General features: G+C 70.5%; 13 protein-coding genes. 9 read left to right on the top strand and 4 right to left on the bottom strand.

All coding sequences use genetic code 11. From position 1 onward, the window contains the following. Nucleotides 1-215: 215 nt before the first annotated feature. The 3 genes from ABIA33_RS32870 to ABIA33_RS32860 are packed head-to-tail and all read left to right on the top strand — an operon-like array spanning nucleotide 216 to nucleotide 4,537. Nucleotides 216-2,420: an MMPL family transporter gene (locus ABIA33_RS32870; RefSeq protein ID WP_370086796.1), complete on the top strand. Its 2,205-nt coding sequence runs from the start codon at nucleotides 216-218 to the stop codon at nucleotides 2,418-2,420. A 3-nt stretch (nucleotides 2,421-2,423) separates the two neighbouring features. After that, nucleotides 2,424-3,101 (top strand): response regulator transcription factor, encoded by a 678-nt coding sequence (locus ABIA33_RS32865; RefSeq protein ID WP_370086794.1) that lies wholly within the window; start codon nucleotides 2,424-2,426, stop codon nucleotides 3,099-3,101. After that, nucleotides 3,098-4,537, top strand: a complete 1,440-nt coding sequence (locus tag ABIA33_RS32860) for a sensor histidine kinase (protein ID WP_370086792.1) — start codon at nucleotides 3,098-3,100, stop codon at nucleotides 4,535-4,537. Before ABIA33_RS32865 ends, ABIA33_RS32860 begins: the two co-directional genes overlap by 4 nt. 9 nt (nucleotides 4,538-4,546) lie before the next feature. On the opposite strand, the gene ABIA33_RS32855 is transcribed toward ABIA33_RS32860, so the two are convergent. Beyond that, complete coding sequence (locus ABIA33_RS32855) at nucleotides 4,547-4,777, bottom strand: hypothetical protein (protein ID WP_370086790.1); 231 nt, start codon at nucleotides 4,775-4,777, stop codon at nucleotides 4,547-4,549. Between the two features lie 168 nt (nucleotides 4,778-4,945). Between ABIA33_RS32855 and ABIA33_RS32850 the strand changes: the two genes are divergently transcribed. The 6 genes from ABIA33_RS32850 (at nucleotide 4,946) to ABIA33_RS32825 (ending at nucleotide 12,787) form a co-directional block, all read left to right on the top strand. Continuing rightward, on the top strand, nucleotides 4,946-6,412 hold the full coding sequence (locus ABIA33_RS32850; protein WP_370086788.1) for an APC family permease: 1,467 nt from the start codon (nucleotides 4,946-4,948) through the stop codon (nucleotides 6,410-6,412). Between the two features lie 72 nt (nucleotides 6,413-6,484). After that, the gene (eutB, locus tag ABIA33_RS32845) at nucleotides 6,485-7,891 is read left to right on the top strand and encodes an ethanolamine ammonia-lyase subunit EutB (RefSeq protein WP_370086786.1); all 1,407 of its coding nucleotides are present in this window, start codon (nucleotides 6,485-6,487) and stop codon (nucleotides 7,889-7,891) included. Then, entirely contained in the window at nucleotides 7,888-8,649 is a 762-nt protein-coding gene (eutC, locus tag ABIA33_RS32840) for an ethanolamine ammonia-lyase subunit EutC (protein WP_370086784.1), read from the top strand. The genes eutB and eutC overlap by 4 nt, the downstream gene beginning before the upstream one ends. Before the next feature lie 204 nt (nucleotides 8,650-8,853). After that, nucleotides 8,854-9,939 (top strand): hypothetical protein, encoded by a 1,086-nt coding sequence (locus ABIA33_RS32835; protein ID WP_370086782.1) that lies wholly within the window; start codon nucleotides 8,854-8,856, stop codon nucleotides 9,937-9,939. A 111-nt stretch (nucleotides 9,940-10,050) separates the two neighbouring features. Continuing rightward, on the top strand, nucleotides 10,051-10,632 hold the full coding sequence (locus tag ABIA33_RS32830; RefSeq protein ID WP_370086780.1) for a YdeI family protein: 582 nt from the start codon (nucleotides 10,051-10,053) through the stop codon (nucleotides 10,630-10,632). Between the two features lie 196 nt (nucleotides 10,633-10,828). After that, complete coding sequence (locus tag ABIA33_RS32825) at nucleotides 10,829-12,787, top strand: phosphocholine-specific phospholipase C (protein WP_370086778.1); 1,959 nt, start codon at nucleotides 10,829-10,831, stop codon at nucleotides 12,785-12,787. A gap of 117 nt (nucleotides 12,788-12,904) precedes the next feature. Here the strand turns inward: ABIA33_RS32825 and ABIA33_RS32820 are convergent, their stop codons facing one another. The 3 genes from ABIA33_RS32820 to ABIA33_RS32810 all read right to left on the bottom strand — a co-directional run bounded on the left by ABIA33_RS32820 (nucleotide 12,905) and on the right by ABIA33_RS32810 (nucleotide 16,722). Further along, nucleotides 12,905-14,842 (bottom strand): maleylacetate reductase and hydroxyquinol 1,2-dioxygenase domain-containing protein, encoded by a 1,938-nt coding sequence (locus tag ABIA33_RS32820; RefSeq protein ID WP_370086776.1) that lies wholly within the window; start codon nucleotides 14,840-14,842, stop codon nucleotides 12,905-12,907. A gap of 105 nt (nucleotides 14,843-14,947) precedes the next feature. Next, entirely contained in the window at nucleotides 14,948-15,778 is an 831-nt protein-coding gene (locus tag ABIA33_RS32815; RefSeq protein WP_370086774.1) for a M55 family metallopeptidase, read from the bottom strand. Beyond that, nucleotides 15,775-16,722 (bottom strand): N(4)-(beta-N-acetylglucosaminyl)-L-asparaginase, encoded by a 948-nt coding sequence (locus ABIA33_RS32810; RefSeq protein ID WP_370086772.1) that lies wholly within the window; start codon nucleotides 16,720-16,722, stop codon nucleotides 15,775-15,777. Before ABIA33_RS32810 ends, ABIA33_RS32815 begins: the two co-directional genes overlap by 4 nt. Nucleotides 16,723-16,929 lie beyond the last annotated feature (207 nt).

Raw genomic sequence — 16,929 nt, 5'->3', positions numbered from 1 at the left:
GGACGGGAGGCGGGGACAGCCGTCCGGCACGCGCTCCCGTCAGCGAGTGGATCACAGAGGTATACGCGCGGCATCGATCGACAGTCACCGGTACACCCGGACAGCGGCACAGGACCAGCCGTACGCAGGACACCCGATCGGCGCAGCGTACCCACCCTGACGAGCCCTCAGCTCGCCGAAAGGTTCCCGAAAGGTGGTCCCCCCTAGCGTCCCCGGTGACGTTGACCGAGCCCCGTCTGGCCACGGCCTACCTGGAGGACTTCATGGACGCACTCAGTGGATGGGTGACCCGACATCGACTGACGGTGGGACTGCTCTGGCTGGTGATCACGGTGGTCGGCCTCGTGCTGGCGCCGTCGGTCTCCGGCCGGTTGAAGAGCGGCAACCACCTGAACAGCGCCGCGTACCGGGCAGACCAGCAGATCGCGAAGCAGTACGGCGGCGCCACCTCCGATCCCGGGGTGCTGGTGCTGGACCTTCCGTCCGGTCAGACCGTGCGGTCGTCCGGCGTACAGGCGGAGCTCGCGGCCGTGGACGCCGGGATCACGAAAGCGGCGCCGACGCTGCGCATCGTGTCCTACGCCGCGACGGGCAGCCAGACCCTGGTCGGGTCCGGCGACACGAGCACGATCGTGCTGGCGTACCCACCGCACGACGGTGACGACATCGACACCGCCGCCGTTGACGCGCTCAGCGGCGCCGCGAAGGCAGCGGCGCCGAACCTGGCCGTCCACAGCACCAGCCTGAAGTCGCTGGCGGCGGGAAACACCACGCAGGGCAACTCGAGTGTGCTGAGCGAGCTGCTCATCGGCGCGTTGGGTGCGCTGCTGGTGCTGGCCTGGGTCTTCGGGTCGTTCCTGGCACTCCTGCCGTTGATCATGGCGTTGGTCTCGGTACTGACGATGCAGCTGTTGATCTACGGGCTGACGTTCGTCATGCCGTCCTCGTCGCCGATCGGCCCCTCGGTCCAGTACATCGTGGCCCTGCTCGGTCTCGGCCTGTCGATCGACTACTCGCTGCTGATCGTGACGCGCTGGCGGGAGGAGCGGGCCGCGGGTCGGCCGAACGACGAGGCGGTTCGTGAGGCCATGAAGCGCGCCGGGCACTCGGTGTGGTTCAGCGGCCTCGTGGCGTCGTTGGGGCTGTTCGCGCTGATCGTCGTCCCGAACTCGGTGGTGCGCGGCATCGGCATCTCCGGGCTGTTCATCCCCTCGACGGCGACGCTGGTCGCGTTGACTCTGCTGCCGGTCGTCCTGTCCAAGATCGGCCCGAAGGTGGACTGGCCGCGGCGCAGCTCCAGGCGCGGCGCGAGCGGCTTCTGGACCTGGTGGTCGCACCGGGTCATCCGGCACCGGGTCGCCGCGGCCGTGGTCGGCCTGGGAATCCTGTGCGGCCTGGCCGGGGTGGCGGCGACGATCAACATCTCCCAGCCCACCAGCAGCGCACTGGCCAGCAGCGGCGCCTACACGGACGGGCTGCACGCGCTGGAGCACGACGGGTTCTCCAGCGGCACGCTGACAGCGGTGCCCATCTGGGTACCGCACGCGGCGGACGCTTCCTCGGTCGTCACCTCGCTGGACCAGGTGTCCGGCCTGCGTGGCACGGTCACCTCGACCGACGCGTCCTGGCGGCAGGGCGGTAGCGCGATCGTGATCGCACTCCCCCAGCACGAGGTCGGCAGCTCCCAGGGCGGCACCACGCTCAGCGACATCAGGAACACCGTGCCGCACGACGCCATGGTCGGCGGCGAGGGCGCGTTGAGCATCGACCAGGTCAACTCGACCTACGGCGCGTTCCCGCTGCTGTTCGCCGTGGTGGCGCTCGTGACGTTCCTGCTCCTGGCCCGGGGATTGAAGTCGATCCTGCTCCCCGCGAAGGCGGTGCTGCTCAACGCGCTGTCGGTGGCGGCGTCCTACGGGATCCTGGTGCTGGTCTTCCAGCAGGGTCTGGGCATGCAGGCGCTGTGGGGAACGAAGTCCTACGGGGCGGTCGACAGCTTCGCGCCGGTGCTGATCTTCGGATTCCTGTTCGGTGTCTCGATGGACTACGAGGTGTTCATCCTGTCCCGGGTCCGGGAGGGCTACGACCGCACCCGCTCCACCCACGAGGGCATCGTGGAGGGGGTCTCGCGCACCGGTCGGCTGGTCACCAGTGCCGCGCTGATCCTGTTCTTCGCGCTCGCCTCGCTGTCGACCGCGAACGACATCACGGTCCGTCAGATCGCGGCAGGTCTGGCCGCCGGGGTGCTGCTGGACGCGGTCGTGGTCCGGATGCTGCTGCTCCCGGCGCTGGTGTCGCTGTTCGGCAAGGCCAACTGGTGGCTGCCCGGCTGGGCCGCCCGCCTGCTCCGCCTTCCTCCGACGAGCCCGGCTGAGCCGCCGTCAGAGCAGCGGATCCCGCTCCCGGTCGGGGATGCTTGACCGATGCGGGTACTGGTAGTCGAAGACGAGCAGGCCATGGCCGAGTCCCTCACCTGGGGGCTGGAAGCCGAAGGGTACGTCGTGGACGTCGCGGACAACGGCGAGGACGGGTTGTGGAAGGCCCGCGAAACGGCACACGACGTCATCATCCTCGACGTGATGCTGCCCGGCCTGGACGGCTACCAGGTGTGCAAGCAGCTCCGCGAGCAGGGCCTGTGGACCCCGATCCTGATGCTGACCGCGATGGACGAGGACCTCGACCACGCCGAAGGGCTGGACAGCGGAGCCGACGACTACCTGGCCAAACCGTTCTCCTACCCGGTCCTGCTCGCCCATCTGCGGGCTCTGACCCGGCGCGGGCTGGGGGTGAGGCCGGCGCTGCTCACCGCCGCCGGCCTCACCCTCGACCCCGCCGCCCGCACCGTCAGCCGGGGCGGGGTCCCGCTCGAGCTCACCAGCCGCGAGATCGCCGTGCTGGAACACCTGATGCGACGCAAGGGCCAGGTCGTATCCAAGACCGAACTCCTCGACCACTGCTGGGACACCGCCTTCGAGGGTGGTCCGGCGGTGGTCGAGGTCCACGTGCACCGGCTGCGCCGCAAGCTCGACCGCGCCGTGGGAATGCCGGTCATCCTCACCCTGCGCGGCGAGGGCTATCTGATCCAGGACGACACGCCGTGAGCCCACGTCGGGCCCCACGGTTCCTGGGCGGGCTGAGCCCGCGGCGCGCCACGTTGCGCACCCGCGTCACCGTGGTGGCCAGTCTCGGGATCACCGCCGCCGTCGTGCTGGGCGTGCTGTTCATGTATCTGCTGCAGATGAACTCGGTGCACCGGACCATCGACGGGCAGCTGCACACCTACGCCACGCAGATCGCACAGTCGGCGCCCACCGGCCGCTGGCCGCAACCGCTGCCCGCGTCGAGCCTGGACGCCAGCGCCGAAGCGCAGGTTCTGGCCCCCGACGGAACGGTGCTGGCCGCGACCCGCACCCTGGTCGGGCTGCCGGCCGTCTACGCGCTGCCCGCGGGGTCGGACACGCCGGTGCGGCAGAAGGCCGCCGACGGCGTGATCCCGACCGAGATCCGCGTCGTCGCCGTGCAGACCACCGTGGACGGCCGCCCGGTGACCATCGTCACCGGCACCGCGACCGACCTGCTCAGGCAGGTCAACTCCGAGTTCCTGCGACATCTGCTCTTCGGCTTCCCGGTCATCCTCATCCTCGCGGCAGGGACGGTGTGGCTGGTCGTGGGCCGGGCGTTGCGTCCGGTGGAGAAGATCCGCCTCGCCGTCACCGACATCACCTCCGCCGACCTGTCCCAGCGCGTCCCCGAACCCGGAACGCCGGACGAGATCGGGCACCTGGCCCACACCATGAACGACATGCTCACCCGGCTGGAGGACTCCGCCCGCAGGCAACGCCGCTTCGTCGCCGACGCCTCCCACGAGCTGCGCAGCCCCCTGGCGGCAATCCGCACCACCCTCGAGGTCGGTCTCGCCCACCCCGACCGGGCCCCCTGGCCGGCCATCGCCGAACGCGCCGCCGGGCAGTCCGTCCGACTGGAGGACCTGCTCCAGCAACTGCTGCTGCTGGCCAGAGCAGACGAGCACCAACTGTCAGCTCAGCAGCAGCGGGTGGACGTGGGCACGCTCCTTCGGGACGTCGTCGCCGGCACGCCGGCCCAGGACCGGGCCATCGAGCTCGACGTGGTGCCCGCCGCGACAGTCGTCGGCAACCCCGACGACCTGCAGCGACTGTTCCGGAACATCATCGACAACGCGGTCCGCCACGCCCGGAACCGGATCCTGATCACGGCCACCACCACCGCCGACGCCGTTCGGGTGCACGTGGACGACGACGGCCCCGGCATCCCGTCCGCCGACCGGGAACGCGTCTTCCACCGCTTCGTGCGCCTGGACGGCAGCCGCGAACGCAGCAGCGGCGGCACCGGTCTCGGCCTGGCCATCGCCCGCGAGATCGCCCTCGCCCACCACGGCCACATCGCCATCACGGACAGCCCCGGCGACGGGGCCCATATGGTCATCACCCTTCCGGTCGCCCCGGATGGCGCCCCGCCCACCCCACGCCCGTCCGCCGGCACCGGCACCGGGCCCTAGCCGGAGGCCTCAGCACCGGTCGTGATCGGCCAGGACCTCGTCGATCACGCGGCGGTGCTCGGCGGCCTGCTTCGCGTCGGTGTCGATCTCCGCGGACAGCTTCCCGTTCCTGAGCAGTAGGTTGCAGGCGCCGATATCCCGTGGAACCACACCGGCGGTGAACTCTCCGCGCAATACCCACATTGTCCGGACATTCGATGCTTCACGTGACCGTAACACCAAGGGTTCGTCCAGCGTCACCCGCGCAGATGAGGATCGGCCATCCACCAGCCTTTTTCGCCCGGCCCTTCCCTGGCCGAGGCGCATGACTGAAGGACGACCTGCGTGACAACGACAGAATCGACGAGCCCTGCCGTCGCAGAAGCGGCCCCGTCCGAGCACAAGAGACTCAAGTCCGGTGCACTCGGAATGACTGGAGTCGTCTTCACGGTGCTGGCCACCGCCGCACCCATCACCGCGATGACCGGCAACGTGCCCATCGCCATCGGCTCCGGAAACGGCGTCGGAACCCCGGCGGGCTTCATCTTCGCCACGGTGGTACTGGTGATCTTCACCATCGGCTACTCCGCGATGGCCCGTCACATCACCGCCACCGGCGCCTTCTACGGCTTCATCACCCGGGGCCTGGGCCGGGTCGCGGGCCTGGCCAGCGGACTGATCGCCACGCTCGCCTACATCGTCTTCGAGAGCTCCCTGATCGGGATCTTCGCGTCGTTCTTCAAGAACGACGTGGAGACCTTCGGCGGGCCGCACCTCAGCTGGATCGTCTACGCGGTCGCGGGCATCGCGATCATCGCCGGGCTCGGCTACTTCGACATCGAGGTCTCCGGCAAGGTCCTCGGCGTCTTCCTGGTCTCCGAAGTGCTGATCCTGCTGCTCATGGGCGGCGCGGTGCTGTTCCAGGGCGGCGGTCCCGACGGCCTGGTCGTCGGCTCGCTGAACCCTGCCAAGGGCTTCACCGCGGTGGCCGGCGGCAGCGTCGCGATCGGCATCTTCTTCGCGTTCTGGTCCTGGGTCGGCTTCGAGACCACCGCCGTGTACGGCGAGGAGTCCCGCAACCCGACCCGCATCATCCCCCGCGCCACGCTCGTCGTGGTCATCGCGCTCGGCGTCCTCTACACCTTCGTTTCCTGGATGACGATCGCCGGGAACGGGGTCCACAACTCCATCAGCATCGCGCAGGGCAGCACCGGCAACCCCTTCGACCTGTTCTTCGGCATCACCCAGAAGTTCGTCGGCACCTGGGCCAAGGACGTCTACATGGTCCTGGCCGTCACCGGCTCCTTCGCCTGCGCGCTGGCCTTCCACAACTCGGCCTCCCGCTACCTGTACGCGCTGGGCCGTGAGGGCCTGTTCAAGGCCGTGGCGCCGCTCGGATCCACCCACGAGAAGCACAAGTCGCCGCACATCTCCTCCCTCCTGCAGAGCGCGATCACGCTGGCGATCACCCTGTACTTCTACTTCTTCCAGGCCCCCTCGAAGGCGGCCCCCGACGTCCCCTACTACTACGAGTTCGGCCTGCTGGCGATCATGGGCACGATGGCGATCCTCATCGTCCAGGTCATCTGCTCGATCTCGGTGATCTGGTACTTCCACGTCGGCAAGCGGCACCCGGAGACCCGCAGCTGGTGGCGCACCTTCCTCGCCCCGCTGGTCGGCGCCGCGGGCATGGGCTACGTGGTGTACCTGCTCTTCGCCAACCTCAGCTTCGCGGCCGGCGCCGCGTCGGACAGCCCGGTATACAAGATCATCCCGTACCTGGTCATCGGTGTCGGGGTGGTGGGCGCGCTCGTGGCCCTCTACCTCCGCGGGACGGATCGGACCCGGTTCGAGAAGATCGGCAGCACCGTCCTCGCCGAGTCCCACGAACGCTGAGCCACCAGCTCACAGTCGCGAACATCCGACCCCACGCTACAGGCTGACGCACCACCAGGAAGGCGCCTGCTGATGGCTTACCGCACCACCCTGCGGGGGGAGCGATTCACCTTCGGTTCCCTGGCCGAAGTCCTCGCCAAGGCGAACGAGGAGAAGTCCGGTGACCAACTCGCGGGCGTCGCCGCCCGCAGCGAACGCGAGCGGGTCGCCGCGAAGACAGCCCTGGCCGAGGTACGCCTCGGCGAGATCGCGGCCACCGCGCTCGTCGAGGACGCGGTGACCGCCGCAGTCTCCGCACCGGCCGACCCGGCGGTCTTCTCCGCCGAGTTGGCCTCGATGGCCGTCGGTGAGCTGCGCGAGCGGGTTCTCTCACCCGACTTCCCCGCGGCCTGGTCCCACGGCCTCGCGGCAGTGATCACTCCGGAGATCGCGGCAGCCTGCGCCAAACTCATGAGCAACCTCGACCTCGTCGTCGCCGCAGCGCCGCTGCGACGGGTGACCCGATGCCGCAACACCATGGGCGAGCCGGGAGTCCTGGGCGTGCGGGTCCAGCCCAACCATCCCACCGACCATGTTCCCGGCATCCTGTTGTCCGCCCTGGACGGCCTCGCCTTCGGCTGCGGCGACGCGATGATCGGGGTGAACCCCGCCACCGAGTCCGTGCCGGCCATCGCCGAAGTCCTGCACGGCCTCCACCAGTTGATCGCCCACCTCGGCGTGCCCACCCAGTCCTGCGTGCTGGCGCACATCACCACCCAACTCGCCGCGATGGACGCCGGAGCCCCCATCGACCTGCTCTTCCAGTCCGTCGCAGGAACGGAGGACGCCAACACCAGCTTCGGCATCGACCTGAACCTCCTGGCCCGCGGACGCGAGGCGGTGCTCGCGCACCACGCCCAGCGTCCCGGCGAGTTCATCGGATCGCAGGTCATGTACTTCGAGACCGGACAGGGCAGTGCCCTGTCCGCCGACGCGCACCACGGCATCGACCAACTCACCCTGGAAGCCCGCGCCCAGGCCGTCGCCCGGCTCTACGACCCGTTCCTGGTCAACTCGGTGGTGGGCTTCATCGGCCCCGAATACCTGGCGAACTCGGTCCAGATCACCCGCGCCGGGCTCGAGGACCACTTCATCGGCAAGCTCATGGGACTGCCCACCGGCATCGACGTCTGCTACACCAACCACGCCGACGCCGACCAGAACACCAACGACAACCTGCTGCTGCTGCTCGCGGCAGCCGGATGCACCTTCGTGATGGGTGTGCCCGCAGGCGACGACGTGATGCTCAACTACCAGACCACCAGCTACCACGACGTCAGCAGCGTCCGCCGCACCCTGGGCCTCGGCCCCTCTCCCCTGTTCCAGGCATGGCTGGATGACGGGCAGTTGCACAACTGGCCGACGACCCTGCCGGAACTCGGCGCAGCACTCGACCGGGACGGCGCACTGCGAGCCCTGCTCCCTGGAGGCACGCGATGACCGAACTCCACCGGCCCCTCCAGGAGCCGGCCACGCGGGCCTGGGTCCGGGCCACCACTCCGGCCCGGGTGTTCACCGGACGCGCCGGCACCTCCTACCCCACAGCGGCGCTGCTGGCCCTGCGGGCGGACCATGCAGCGGCACGCGACGCGGTCACCGCGCCGCTCGATCTCGACGATCCGGAGCTGGACGAGCTGTCGGCGCGGTTCTCCTTCGTCACCGCTCGCACCAGGGCCGGTACCCGAGCCCAGTACCTGCGACGTCCCGACCTGGGACGCAGGCTGGACCCTGCCTGCCGCGAGGACCTGCTCGCGCACTGCCCAGCCGGTGCGGACCTGCAGATCGTCATCGGGGACGGCCTGTCGGCGACCGCGGTGCACGCCCAGATACCGCACCTGCTTCCGCTCCTGGCACGGGGCTGCGACGAACGCGGCTGGAGCACCGGGCGCCCGATCGTGGTGCACCAGTGCCGCGTCGGTGTGATGAACGACGTGGGCGAGCTGCTCGATCCGGCGGTGGTGGTCCTGCTCATCGGGGAGCGTCCAGGGCTGGCGACGGCCGAGAGCCTGTCCGCGTACCTGGCGTACCGCCCTCGTCCCGGACACACCGAGGCGGACCGCAACCTGCTCTCGAACATCCATCGTGAGGGTGTCCCCCCGGAGCAGGCCGCACTGCGGATCCTCGCGCTGGCTCAGGCGATGAGGGCAGCAGGCCGCAGCGGGGTCGCGATCAAGGAACCGGCAGCGCTGGAGAGCTGACGGCCTCCCCAGGCGCTAAACCTGGGGCGGCAGCCGTGGGGCTGATCGGCGTAGTCCGACGAGCCGCCTGCGGGTGGGGCGGCGGAAGCTGGGGATGCTCGGCAACCAGCCGACACAGCCCGACCGCCTCGGCGCGCTGCCTGCGGTCGAGCAGTGGGCCGAGGGGGGCGCCCGCGCTCAGCTTCCACAGGAACGGACTTCTCCATGCCACTCCCCACCTCACAGCTTCTCCGGCGGACAGGTACCGCCGTCATAGCGGCCGGCGCGCTCTGCCTGAGCGGGCCGGCCTGCGCCGCTTGGGCACACGGCCCGGACCGCGCCCCGGCCACCCGGGCGGTCTCGGCCGACGGCGGACAGCAGGTCCTGAACGTCAACATGACGATGAGCGGGTTCTCGCTCCCTGCGTCGGTACCCGCCGGGTTCATCACCTTCCGGACCAGCACCACCGATCCCATGGGCCACACGCTCCAGGGATTCCAGCTGCACAACGGCGTCACGCTCGCCCAGATCCAGAACGAGTTCAAGCAGGCGACCGCGCAGAGCGCCGTCTCCGACGCCGCCGGGCTCCGGGCCCTGACCCGCGACATCACCGCTGTCGGCGGCGCGATGGTCGACCCGGCCACCGCGGTCTCGGTGACCCTGCCGCTGACCGCGGGAACGTACTACTTCTTCGACTTCAACGCGCTGTTCGCCCCCGGGCAGCAGCTGCAGTTCCACACGCTGACCGTCACCGGGCAGTTCGAGGACGGGCAGCCCAGCCACCAGGCAGAGATCATCCAGACCGAGAGCGGCGGACACCCCCACTTCGTCGCCCCCACCCAGCTGGACACCGCCGACACCTTCGAGGTGGAGAACCAGGCTCCGGAGATCCACGAGGCGGTCTTCCAACGTGTCGTTCCCGGAACGACCGACCAGGACCTGCAGACCGCCTTCAACGCCATCGCCAAGGGCCAGACCCCGTCGAAGAACCCCTTCGCGGAGCAGAACATGCGCGGCGCCGGGGCCATGTCGCCGGGACGCACCGAACTGCTGCACTTTGAACCCAGCGCGGGCGACTACGCGCTGCTGTGCTTCATTCCGGACGACATGACCGGCATCCCGCATGCGTTCGAGGGAATGCACCAGATCGTCCACCTGGCACAGCCGAGCGGCGCGGTGGCCACCGGCGCGGGTGGGGCGATCGCCGGAACGGACACGGTCGAGACCGCCGCAGGCGCCGCGATGGTCGCCGCCTCCGTCCTCGGTGCCGCCGCCGTCCGCCGGCGCCGTTCAGCCGGCACCACCGCCTGAACTCCCCGCGGCCGTCCCGGCGAACTCAGCGATCCCAGCGGAGGAGGCGGGACGGCCGCCGGTCACGCGAGGCCCGTAGTAGGAGACCTTCTCCGCGGGTAGGAGTCACCCGTGACGCCGAAGCCTCCTGTCGACGAAGCCGTGGTGATCGCGTTCCGCGACGCCGCCGAGTTCGAGTCCTGGCTTGACGCGCATGTCGACCTGAGGGTCGGCGTGTGGCTGAAGATCGCGAAGAAGGGATCGGGGGTCCCGTCGTTGACCGGCGACGAGGCGGTCGACATCGGTCTCTGCTACGGCTGGATCTCCGGCCAGCGCAAGTCCCACGACGAGGTCTACTACCTGCAGAAGTACGTGCCCCGCCGACCACGCAGCCGGTGGTCGCAGGTCAACGTGGCCAAGGTCGAGGAACTGATCGCGGCCGGGCGGATGCGACCGTCCGGCCTGGCCGAGGTCGGGGCCGCGCAGGCCGACGGCAGATGGGCCGCGGCCTACGCGCCGCAGAGGAACGCCACCGTCCCGGCCGATCTCGCCGCCGCCCTCGCCGCGAGCCCGCAGGCGGCGCAGGCGTTCGACGCGCTCAGCAGGACCCAGCGGTACGCCGTGATCCTGAGACTCACCACCGCCCGCACCACCGCGGCCCGCGCCGCCCGACTCGGCAGAGCGATGGCCGCGCTCAAAACACGCGGCGTCTGAACCGGACGGGATTCGATGGCGCTGGATTCGATGGCGCGCCGCGCATCGAAACCCGTCCGGTTCACTTCGTAACCACCTGGCCGCCGCCTTCCGCACCATTGGCCCAACCTCCGTGCGCCGCCGACCCGGGCTGACCGTCCGCCGCGTGCTCATGTGATGGAGTGTCAGCGATTCCGCTTCGCTCCTCGGAGGTTCAATGTCCCAGGTCAGCCGCCGTGCCCTGCTCGGGGCGGGCGCCGCCGCCCTAGGTGCGGGCATGTTGCCCGGGTCGGTGCTCAGGGCTGCCGCCGCGTCCCGCCGCCCGGGCTCGCTCAGCAGTGTGGGACACGTCGTGATCGTCATACAGGAGAACCGTTCGTTTGACCACTACTACGGAACCCTGGGCGGCGTGCGGGGCTTCGGTGACACCTCCCGGCTGCGCTTCCCCGACGGCTCCGACGTGTTCCAGCAGCCCACCGGCGGCCCGAGCGGCGGCAGCGTGCTGCAGCCCTGGCACCTGGACACCCGGACCACCGACGCCCAGCGCATCTCCGATCTGGACCACTCCTGGTCCGGCACCCACGCGGCCTGGAACAACGGGCTCTACAACAACTGGATCCCCGCCAAGAGCGGGACCGCCATGGGCTACTACACCCGCGCGGACCTCCCGTGGCAGTACGCCCTCGCGGACGCGTTCACGGTCTGCGACCAGTACTTCTGTTCCGTCCAGGGCCCGACTCACCCCAACCGGCTCTACCAGTGGTCGGGGTGGATCGATCCCGACGGCACCGCCGGCGGACCGGTCATCGACAACAACGGCGACGGCTACACCTGGACCACGTACCCCGAGCGACTGCAGTCCGCAGGAGTCAGCTGGAAGATCTACCAGGAGGAGGACAACTACGGGAACAATCCGCTGGCCTGGTTCACCCGCTTCAAGAACGCCCGCTTCAGCTCTTCTCTCTACAGCAGGGGCCTGGCCCGCTCCGCGGACTGCGTCGCCGACTTCCGGGCCGACGTCGCCAACGACGCGCTCCCGCAGGTCTCCTGGGTCGTCGCCCCGGCGCCCAACTCCGAGCACCCGTCGTTTCCGCCCGCCTACGGGGCCAACCACGTCAACGGCTTCCTCGACGCGCTCGCGGCCAACCCCGCGGTCTGGGCCAAGACCGTCGTCTTCCTCAACTTCGACGAGAACGACGGCTTCTTCGACCATGTCGTCCCGCCCGTGGCACCCCCGGGGACGGCCCACGAGTTCATCGGGGGCAAGCCGATCGGCCTCGGCCCCCGGGTCCCGATGACCGTCATCTCCCCCTGGAGCACGGGCGGACGGGTCTGCTCGCAGACCTTCGACCATACGTCGGTGCTCCAGTTCGTCGAGCGCTGGAGCGGGGTCACCGAGCCCCATATCTCCGCCTGGCGACGTCAGGTCTGCGGCGACCTCACCTCCGCCTTCAACTTCTCCGCGGGCACAGCGGCCTTCCCGACCACGCTCCCGGCCACCGGCCCGCTGGTCGCCGCGGCCAACCTGCAGGAGTCCCTGCCGCCGTCGGCCGCCCCCAGCAGTTCCTCCCTCCCTGCTCCCGAGCCCGGCGACCGACCGGCACTGCCAGTCGGCTACCGCTTCGACACCACCTCCTGGACGGACCCCGCCACGAACCGGTTCTGGTTCAAGACGGTCGCCAACGGCAGCCTCGGCGGCGGCTTCGCGGCCTACACCGTCAACCACCGCAGCTACGCGGACTGGCGCTACACCTGCCCGGCCGGCGGCAGTATCTCCGACTACTTCAGCGCCCTGACCTACGGAGGCGGGCCCTACGACATCGACGTGCACGGCCCCGACGGCTACCTGCGCGGCTTCCAGGGCGACGTCCGCACCTGGACCAGCGGCACCCAGGCCCACCCCGAGGCGTACGTCGTCGACGCAGCCGACGGCGCCACCCACGCCCTGCACCTGACCAACGCCGGCAGCACCGCCGTGGTCTTCACCATCGGCGCCAACGCCGCCCAGGGCGCCACCGACGGCCCACCCCAGCAGGTCGCCGTCGCCGCCGGCGGCAGCTGGAGCGGCAGCCTCACCAGCGTTGCCGGACGCTACGACTACACCGTCACCGCAGACGTCGGCGACGGCTTCGCCCGCCGCTTCGCCGGGCGCCAGTACCCGGTCCGACCCACCTGAGTCAGTAGAGGACCTCTGAGTCAGTGAAGGACTTCGTTCCACTCGCGGATCTGCCAGGACCGCACGACGCCGTTCACCACGAACGGATCACCACGGACGAACTCCTGGCCGGTCGCGTCAGACCGACGCGACCGGAGCGAGGCGGAAGGTGTAGTCCAGCGAGCGCCACGGGCCGTCGACTCCCCGGCCGTCGGGATCGGGGCCGGTGCGCTCGGGGAAGTCGACGATGAGCGCGTCCTTCACGCCGAAGACGGTGTCGGAGTCCAGGTACGCGCCCTCCGCCACGAACAGCTGGGTGACCAGGCGCTTCCGGCCCGGAGCGCTGATCATGAAGTGCAGGTGCGGCGCACGGTAGGGGTGGCGTCCGACGGCCCGCAGCATCTGCCCGACCGGGCCGTCCTCGGGAATGGGGTACTCGCTGGGCAGGATCGACCAGAAAGCGACCCGGCCCAGCGCGTCCGAGTGGAAGCGCGCCCGCAGCGCCGGGCCGGACAGGTCCGGCAACTGCACGTCGTAGAAGCCGTCGTCGTTGGACTGCCAGACGTCCACCACGGCGTCCGGTACCGGCTCGCCGTCCAGATCCGTGATCAGCACGGATGCCCGGAGTGGGGTTCCCGCCATGCCGGCGGAGATGTCGGCGCCGTTCTCCCGTGGCGGCGGACCCTCGACGTAGAAGGGGCCCAGCACAGCGGAGGGCGTGCTCTCGGTGGTGCGCGAGTTGCTGAGCAGGTCGACCGCGCTGGAGATCCCGAGCGTGTCGGAGAGCAGCACGAACTCCTGTCGGGTGTCGCTGCACAGCTGCCCGGTACGGGTCAGGAAGCCGACGGCGTACCGCCATTCCTCCTCGGTGAGGTCATTGTCCGCGACGAAGCCGTGCAGCCGCCGGACCAGGTCGGTGAGCAGCTGCCGCACCCGCGGGTCGGCGGCGCCGTCGAAGCTCGCGGTCACCTGCCCGGTGAGCGTCCGCAGAGCCGCGACCGGGAGGGACCGGCCCCCGGTCGCCGGTCGGCTGCCCTCCCAGGCGGCGCGGAGCAGGGCGCTGACGCCGACGCGGGTGACCTCCCTGGGGTTCGGGTAGGGGGCGGCGGTGGCGAGTTCGGCGGCCCGCACCAGGTCGTCTTCACGCAGGCCCAGCTCCCGCAGCGACACCGGACCGTGCAGGGCGGAGACGAGGTCGTACACGCCGGTGGGCGCGTCGGCCGCGCCGAGCGCCTGCGCGATCCGCCGCATGGCATCGGGCGCGGCGGGGGCGTTGTAGGCCAGGGCGTGCGGCAGGACGACGGTGTGCGTCGCGGCGTGCGGCAAGCCGAAGGAGCCGCCGAGGGTGTGGCACAGCTTGTGGTGCAGGCCCATGCCGACCGTGCCGAGGCAGGTTCCGGCCAGCCAGGCTGCCTGCAGGGCGTCCGCACGGGCGTCGGGGTCGGCGGGGTTCGCTGCGATGCGTGGCAGCGCGGCGGACATCAGCGCGACGGCGCGCAGCGCCAGCTGGTCCGTGACCGGGTTCGCCTGCGGCGCGTACAGCGCCTCGACCGCGTGGGCGAGAGCGTTGACACCGCTGGTCACCGAGAGCGCGACGGGCAGGCCGAGGGTGAGGGCCACGTCGTAGACGACGGTCCCCGGCAGGATCTCCGGAGCGCTCCGGGTGGTCTTGACGCCGTCGGCCGTCTCGCCGAGCACGGGCGTGACCTCCGACCCCGCATAGGTGGTCGGGACGACGATCTGCGGGAGGCCGCTACGCACCGCCAGCGCCTTCGACAGGCCGATGGTGGAACCGCCGCCGACGGCCACGAGACAGTCGACCGCGTGCTCGCGTACGACGGCCAGGGCCCGCTCGGTGACGTCGGTCGGCGTGTGGGCCGCCGCGCCGGTGAACTCCGCGGCGGCGAGCTTGCCGAGTACGTCGGCGACACCGGCGGCCCACCCGGCTCGGCCCGGGGTGGTGAGGACCAGGGCCCGCGAGCAGCCCAGCCGTTCGACCTCGGCGCGCAGGCTGCCGAGGGTCCCGTTGCCGAACACCACTCGCGCTGCGTTGCCGGTGTAGCTGAATTCCCGCATGCGGCTCACTCGCTGTCTGTCGTGACTCGATCCGGTTCCCGTTCCGGGCATCGGGCCCGGAGCGGCGGATGTCCCGCACCCTCACGCCGCCAGATCGTGTCCACGCTATTCGGCGATGCCCCGGGTGAGAAGCACGACGGTCACGAAGGTGCGGTAGAGGCGGATCGGGTCGTCGTCAGTCAGGTGTGCCAGGGTCGGCTCGACCTTGTCGAGGACGACGCCGGTGATCCACGTCGCCATCTCGGCGAGGTCGGCGTTGCGGAATCGCACGGTGAGGGTGGCGGGCAGTTCGATGGCCGGCGGCAACGCGTGCGGCAGGTCGAGCAGCGCCGAGCGCGCGGCGGCCCTGATCGCCTCCCGCGCCTCCTCCGGGTGCATGCTGTCCGCGGCGAAACGCGACACGGAGGTCTTGACCACGGCGGCGTGGATGCCCGGACAGAACGGCTCGATCTCTGCGGCGGTGATGTCGTCGCCCGTGATCAGTACGACGGGCACCCCATGCCCGAGCGCGACCAGCGCGTTCACGGCGCTCTCCCCGGCGAGCACCCCGTTCAGCCGCACCTCGCTGATCGCCAGGGGGTTGAAGGTGTGGGAGAGCGTGGACGCGGGACCGGACATGGACCCGTGGTACGAGACGAAGAAAACGCCGTCGAACGAAGCATCGAGCCCTTGCATCATGTACATCGGCTTGTGTCGCCCCGACAGGTACCGCGCACGCCCGGCGAGCGCGTCCGGGCGCAGATTGGCCATCCTCCCGTGCGAGTCGTTGACGACGAACGCGGTGCCGCCGCCGTCGGCCGCGCCCTCGATCGCGGCGTTCACCTCGGCCTGCAGCAGGTCGCGGTAGTACCCGTAGTCCGCCCCGGCGGGTCGGCACTGCTCCCAGTCGACGACTCCTGCGGTGCCCTCCATGTCGGAGGAGATGAAGATCTTCACAGCACGCTCCTGGGGTGCAGCTCCGGCTGGGTCGAACGTTCCGTCATCACCGCATAGGTGCTGCCCTGCTGACCGGCCGCGCCACCGTGCCTCCCGTCAGGGGTGAGGGCCAGCGCACGCAGCTCCGCGCGGAAGTCGTCCGGCAGGGCGTCCGCCTCGGCGAGTGCCGAACGGCACGCTTCGGACGGCTCCCTGCCGAGTGCGAGCAGCTCGACGACGCTGCGTGCGGTCCCGCCCCGCATGCTCAGCTCGCCCCTCCCTGTGCAGGCGGCGCCACCGGCGCGCAGATCGCACCAGTTCCCCGCTCCGGGCACGGCCGAGTCGCCCACCCGGCCCGGGTACTTGTACGGGTAGCCGGACGTCGACACGCCCACGCACATCTCCCCGAGTGCGTCCAGGGCGATGATGTTGATGGTGCCCCAGGGGCCCTCGTGCGGCGCCAGCCGCCGGATCAGGTCAAGCGCCGCGCTCCGATACCTGCGATCGCCGTCGAGCGCCGCGGTGTTCTCGCCCTCCACCGACTCTCCGGAAGCGCGCAGCTGCTCCCGCCAGAGCGCCCGGGACTCCTCGGTCAGCAGTTCGGCGGTGCTGAACCCGTTCTCCCGTGCGAACAAGGCCGCCCCCTCGCCGACGAGCATGCAGTGCTGCGGCAACTTCTCCAGCACAGCCCGCGCCACCGAGATCGGGTTGGGGTAGCCGCGGAGCGCGCCGACCGATCCGAACCTGCGACTGGACCCCAGCATCACCGAGGCGTCGAGTTCCACCACTCCCTGGGCGTTCGGCAAGCCCCCGGTCCCCACATAGTGGTCGGTGAGGTTGTCCTCGCAGCAGCGCATCGCGGCCTCGACCGCGTCCAGGGCCGAGCCACCGCGACGCAGCACCTCCATCCCGGTCGGCAGTCCGACCTCGCTGCGCTCACTCCCGATGATGACGGCCTCAGGCACGGTGCCTCCCAGCTCCTCGACGTATCGCTCGACTCGGCTCCACCTTCGCATGGACGTCCGTCTCGGCGATCTTCGGGGTTGGATCGGCCGGGGGCCGGGGGGGGGGGGGGGGGGGGGGGGGCCCCCCCCCCGGGGGGGGGGCGGGGTGATCGGGCAGGGGGGCCGATGAGGGGGGGGGGTGGGGGGACGGGGGGAACGGTGCCCCTG

Source organism: Streptacidiphilus sp. MAP12-16, from assembly GCF_041262165.1.
GTDB lineage: Bacteria > Actinomycetota > Actinomycetes > Streptomycetales > Streptomycetaceae > Streptacidiphilus.
Note: the sequence above shows the minus strand (reverse complement) of the source record. Positions and strands in the feature narration are given on the sequence as shown.

Bases quoted from the DNA above. Each gene is read 5' to 3' on its own strand.
- ABIA33_RS32865 (WP_370086794.1), top strand. From the start codon at position 2,424: ATGCGGGTACTGGTAGTCGAAGACGAGCAGGCCATGGCCGAGTCCCTC.
- ABIA33_RS32850 (WP_370086788.1), top strand. From the start codon at position 4,946: ATGACTGGAGTCGTCTTCACGGTGCTGGCCACCGCCGCACCCATCACC.
- eutB (WP_370086786.1), top strand. From the start codon at position 6,485: ATGGCTTACCGCACCACCCTGCGGGGGGAGCGATTCACCTTCGGTTCC.
- eutC (WP_370086784.1), top strand. From the start codon at position 7,888: ATGACCGAACTCCACCGGCCCCTCCAGGAGCCGGCCACGCGGGCCTGG.
- ABIA33_RS32835 (WP_370086782.1), top strand. From the start codon at position 8,854: ATGCCACTCCCCACCTCACAGCTTCTCCGGCGGACAGGTACCGCCGTC.
- ABIA33_RS32825 (WP_370086778.1), top strand. From the start codon at position 10,829: ATGTCCCAGGTCAGCCGCCGTGCCCTGCTCGGGGCGGGCGCCGCCGCC.
- ABIA33_RS32820 (WP_370086776.1), bottom strand. From the start codon at position 14,842: ATGCGGGAATTCAGCTACACCGGCAACGCAGCGCGAGTGGTGTTCGGC.